Source organism: Acidomonas methanolica (assembly GCF_004346035.1).
Lineage (GTDB): Bacteria > Pseudomonadota > Alphaproteobacteria > Acetobacterales > Acetobacteraceae > Acidomonas > Acidomonas methanolica.
Window position 1 is genome coordinate 1 of record NZ_SLZN01000064.1, and the last position, 5,127, is coordinate 5,127.

The 5,127-nt window shown below is 54.5% G+C and carries 2 protein-coding genes and 5 pseudogenes; 6 read left to right on the top strand and 1 reads right to left on the bottom strand.

The features are described from left to right. The 5 genes and pseudogenes from EDC31_RS17030 to EDC31_RS17050 form a co-directional block, all read left to right on the top strand. Positions 1 to 186, top strand: a pseudogene (locus EDC31_RS17030) (IS481 family transposase); the annotation flags it as partial. Positions 187 to 196: 10 nt separating this feature from the next. Beyond that, positions 197 to 706 (top strand): annotated as a pseudogene (locus EDC31_RS17035) (transposase); the annotation flags it as partial. A gap of 16 nt (positions 707 to 722) precedes the next feature. Beyond that, positions 723 to 1,064: pseudogene (locus EDC31_RS17040) on the top strand (transposase); the annotation flags it as partial. 290 nt (positions 1,065 to 1,354) lie between these two features. Beyond that, a complete protein-coding gene (locus EDC31_RS17045) occupies positions 1,355 to 2,866 on the top strand; it encodes a hypothetical protein (RefSeq protein WP_132127203.1) in 1,512 nt (503 codons plus the stop codon). Between the two features lie 301 nt (positions 2,867 to 3,167). After that, positions 3,168 to 3,434, top strand: a pseudogene (locus EDC31_RS17050) (DDE-type integrase/transposase/recombinase); the annotation flags it as partial. 32 nt (positions 3,435 to 3,466) lie between these two features. Here EDC31_RS17050 and EDC31_RS17055 read toward each other — a convergent pair. Next, positions 3,467 to 4,711 (bottom strand): IS256 family transposase, encoded by a 1,245-nt coding sequence (locus tag EDC31_RS17055; protein ID WP_132127204.1) that lies wholly within the window; start codon positions 4,709 to 4,711, stop codon positions 3,467 to 3,469. Between EDC31_RS17055 and EDC31_RS17060 the strand changes: the two are divergent. Next, positions 4,709 to 5,017, top strand: a pseudogene (locus EDC31_RS17060) (transposase); the annotation flags it as partial. The gene EDC31_RS17055 and the pseudogene EDC31_RS17060 overlap by 3 nt on opposite strands. Positions 5,018 to 5,127 lie beyond the last annotated feature (110 nt).

Below are 5,127 nucleotides of genomic sequence, written 5' to 3' on the forward strand. Positions count from 1 at the left end.
ACGCTTCAGGCGACAATCCCGCATCTGACGCGCTCTTCTTTGCATCGTTGTTTTCAGCGCCATGGGATCAGCCGCCTGCCCGACGCCGAAGGCGATAAGCCGAAGCGTTCAAAGTTCAGGACCTATCCGATCGGCTACTTTCACATCGACATCGCCGAAGTCCGCACTGAAATGGGCCGCCTCTATACCTCACCGCCACCGCAATCTCGAAGCCGCTTATCGGATCAGCCTCAAATCCCTCGCACGCCGCTATCTCGAACTGCACGACGAGATCGCCGAGTTGGACCTGATGATCAAGGCGATTGTCGAAGAACTGGCGCCGGAACTCGTCGCCCGCAATTCCATTGGTCACAATGGAGCCGCCCAGCTTCTCCTGACGGCTGGCGACAATCCCGACAGGTTGAAATCCGAAGCAAGCTTCGCTGCCCTTTGCGGTGTCACCCCGGTACCAGCCTCGTCGGGAAAAACGATCCGCCATCGACTGAACCGAGGCGGTGACCGGGCAGCCAACAGCGCTCTGCATCTTATCGCCATCGGCCGCCTGCGAACGGACGAAAAGACACGTGCCTATGTCGCCAGGCGTGTCGCGGAAGGTCACTCCAAACTCGAAGTCATCCGCATCCTGAAACGCTACATCGCCCGCGAAGTCTATGGCGTCATCATACGCCGCCATCGCGAGGTCAATGCATCGCGTTTCGCCGCTTGACAAACAGAAGGGCGTCCAGGGCAGCCAATTCACCACGCCGCGCTTCACCGAAGTGCTGCAGGAGAGGCAGATCCGCATCAGCATGGACGGGCGCGGCCGCTGGATGGACAATGTCTTCATCGAACGGCTCTGGCGGTCATTGAAATATGAATGCGTGTATCTCCACGCTTTCGAGACCGGCTCGGAACTTCGTGCCGGCCTTGCGAAATGGATTGGTCATTATAATTCGCGGCGCCCGCATACGGCGCTGGCTGGACGCACGCCCGATGAGGCGTATCATGGGTCCGCTCCGACACCGCTGCCGGGGTTAACCCCGGCAGCGGTGTCGGTCAGCAACAACGAGAAAGTGGCGGCATAGCAACGACCGGGCGATAGCTTATTCAACCCGCAAATCTGTCCGAACGAAGGGGACCACCTCAAATAGGCCGTAGCCGCTTGACCTCGTCATAAACACAGGAGAGATAACAACAAGCCGGTTTAGTCCCTGTTGAAAACTCAGGATCAGTTATCAGTGAATCTTAAAAACTAAGCGAAACTATAGTTATAGTTTACAAGAAATAAGGAAATAATATATTGTACATTTTTTACTATATTAAGATAAAACCATATGATAACATAATATTAATGCACTTATAGAGAATTATAATCATGATTATTCCAAACATTATTAGTAATAAAACTAGATATTTTATTTTGACGTCAGGAACAATTATTCTTGTAGTCATGTACCTTGTAGGATATGTCCATAATCCTGCATATCCGTCGCCGAAATCTGCTTTCCCGAAAGGGTGGTGGGGCTGGTTTGATCAATCAAAATACCTTCAATCTGCTCAGGCACTGGCACAATTTGACTTGTCACCTTCTAGTCATTGGTATCCCCTCGGATATGCGTTACTAGGGGTACCCTTTGTTTGGATGGGAAACCACTCCTATCTAATCCCTGATTTGTTATGTCTTCTGATAACCGCCAGCGGGATCATTTTTTTTGCAGAAAGTTTGGGTGTTTCGACATTTGTAGCAACGCTTATTGCAATCGGGACGACTATGTTCCCCCGTCAGATTTTGGACGTATGGGCCGAACCTTGGAACACTACCTTATCTTCGGCTCTCATTTGGTGGTCTTTGGCCCTAGGAACTCGCCTAAGTTTAATAAATAACGAGAGTAGAATTGATAAACACCGCATTCCTTTATTCATGTTCTTAGGAATTTTGCTTGTACTTATTCCATTTAATCGCCCAACAGATATTATTATATCTTTTACGATAGTAACTTTCTGTTTTTTTACTTCTGTGTTGAACAGAGATATACATTTTAAGGAAATTATATCAATAACCACAGGGTCATTTATCGCGCTTATTCCAATTTCTTATATCTATATTAAGATATATGGATTTAGGCTATCGGACTACATGATTCATTCAAGAAATCTTGGGTTTAGAATAGATCTTCTGTGGTGGAAAACATACCTACTTCTGGTAACACCACGCCCATGGTTTCCTGATGGTGAAGGTCTGATGGAACACATGCATTGGCTATTTTTTGGTATCGCAGGCATCGCCATGCTGCCTTGGGTCGCTCGCAGTCGAAAAGATGTGCCTTATGTCTTGCTGGCAGTGTTATGCGTTTCTTACAGTCTGTTGTTTTTTTCTTATATCGATCTGATTCCTGGAGGACTTTGGCGTTATAATAATATTCATTATTTCAAGTGGCTTCTACCTGCCATGGGTCTCTTGGCTTGGTATGGTTTGCACGTGCTGTTTTCGCAGCAATGGCGGATAGCAGCAAGCATCATAGGTGCAATTTTTCTAGTATCCTGTATTCGCATTCTACCAGTTCAGGTGCCCGACGGGTCTTCTCATGTCTGGATGCTGACTCTGCATGAAGTTCCACCTGCATGGACTGATAGTTACTTCCGTGAATTTGCCGTTGAAGATAAATATGGTAAATTATCGAATATTAATGACTTTCGGTCACTTCCTGATTCGCAAGGAGAGCGATGGATAGCACTCGCACGCCCATTCGATGGAAAAGTTCATGATATTACAACAAATAACCGTCCGTCTAACTTGCTTGTTTCTTGGGGTATGAAGCTGGTGTGGCGGCCAGATCCATGTTGGATCAGGCCTTATGCATGCCGCTATAAAACACCGCTTCCATGATCTACCGGGGTGATACATAAAAGGGGCATAGATATTCGACTGTGTGGCCGCGTTATATGATGCGATATACGTCCTGACGGCCTGCTTTCCCTCACAGATCGCACGGTGTTGTGGGTCGTTCAGGTGACTGTCTGACCTGACGGAAGCGGCAGCACACCCGCGTCACTCATCGTGCGTCCGGATAGCGTGCTGACCGCGAGCATCCTGGCCACGGCACCGGCAACTGGACGGTTCGAAGAACCCCGCTCGGATCGGCGTTGGATGCCTGAAGAGGAGCTGAGCGCGGCAACTCGATAGCTGGTTGCTGACGGTGGTCGACGACTACACCCGGGAATGCCTCGGTCTGGTCGCCGACACATCGCTGTCGGGCGAACGGCTTGGCCGCGAACTGGACCGGATCGCAGAAAGCCGAGGCTTTCCCATGATGATCGTCAGCGACAATGGCACCGAGATGACCTCGAACGCGATCCTGGCCTGGCAGCAGAAGCGGTCGGTGCTGTGGCACTATATCGCGCCGGGAAAGCCGCAGCAGAACGGGTTCGTCGAGAGCTTCAACGGCCGGTTCCGGAGCTATGCACGAATTTGGGTGACGCGTTCTGATCAGGCGGCGCTGTGTGTGATGGCGTCGGTTTTGGCGACGCCGTTGGTGAAGACGACGCCTTCGATGATGCGGGGCAACTGGTTTGCGCCCTGAAGCCGTCGCCAGGTTTTTGACGCGGCCTGAACGAGGGTGAACACCATCAGCCTGGCGGTTTTCTGCGACAGCGCGCCCTTTGTCCGCGCCGTTCTGTGCCGAAGGGTGGCAAAGACGCTCCCGACCGGGTTGGAGGTGCGCAAATGCTCCCGGTGTTCGGCGGGGAAATCGTAGAAGGCCAGCAGCGCGTCAGCATCCTTGTGCAGGCATTTGACGGCCGCCGGATATTTGGCCCCGTATTTCTCTGCGAAGACGGCCATGGCATCCTGTGCCGCGGCCCGCGTCTCGGCATGATGGATATCGCGCAGGTCGGATTTGACGGCCGGGATCATGGGCTTGGGGAATTTGTTCACCACATTGCCGATCTTGTGAAACCAGCAGCGCTGATGACGCGTGCCGGGGAAGACCTCGTCCAGGGCTTTCCAGAAACCGGGCGCCCCGTCGCCGACCGCCAGTTCCGGGGCGATGCCCAGGCCGCGCGCCTTGAGATCGACCAGCAGTTCGCGCCAGCTCTGCGTGCTTTCCCGGACGCCGACCTGAAAGCCGACCAGCTCTTTCTTCCCTTCCGGGGTCGCGCCGATCACGACCAGCATGCATTCGGCCACAGGTTCCATGCGCGCCTGGAGATAGACCCCGTCCGCCCGGATATGGACGTAATGCCGGGCGGACAGGTCGCGTCGTTGCCAGCGGTCATACTCTTCCTGCCATCCCGCGGTCAGGCGCGCGATCACGCCCGGCGACACGTTCGGGGCCTCCTTGCCCGGAAGGGCCGTCAACGCCTCCTGAAAATCGCCCATCGAAACGCCACGCAGATAGAGCACCGGCAAAAGGGCATCGAGGCTCCGGGTTCGACGGGCCCATTTCGGCAGGATCGCCGAGGAAAACCGGATACGGTCCATCCCGGCATCGTCAGGGGCGCGATCCCGGACTTTCGGGCGCGCAACCGTCAAGGGGCCAATGCCTGTCTGGATCGCCCGCTCCGGCCCGCTACCATGCCGCACCACCCGCGCCCGGCCGTCTGCGAGGCGCTCCTCGGAATGCAGAGCGAGGAACTCGTCCACCTCGCTCTTCAGCGCCATTGCCAACATCTGTCGTGCCCCGTCGCGGGCAATCCCGGTCAATGGATCAATGATCGCTCCCCGCTGTGGCAGTTGAAATCCGAAGCAAGCTTCGCTGCCCTTTGTGGTGTCACCTCGGTGCCTGCCTCGTCGGGGAAGACGGTCCGCCATCGACTGAACCGAGGCGGTGATCGGGCAGCCAACAGCGCTCTGCACCTCATCGCCATCGGTCGCCTGCGAACCGACGAAAAGACACGTGCCTATGTCGCCAGGCGTATCGCGGAAGGTCACTCCAAACTCGAAGTCATCCGCATCCTGAAACGCTACATCGCCCGCGAGGTCTATGGCGTCATCATACGCCGCCATCGCGAGGTCAATGCATCGCGTTTCGCCGCTTGACATACAGAAGGGCGTCCAGGGGTCGCAATTTACCAGCGGCGCTTTTACCGGCGCGCTGCACAAGGCGGGCATCCGGATCTCGATGGACGGCCGGGGCCGCTGGATGGATA

Excerpts from the sequence above, each read along its gene's own strand:
- EDC31_RS17045 (WP_132127203.1), top strand. The coding sequence starts at position 1,355 with ATGATTATTCCAAACATTATTAGTAATAAAACTAGATATTTTATTTTG.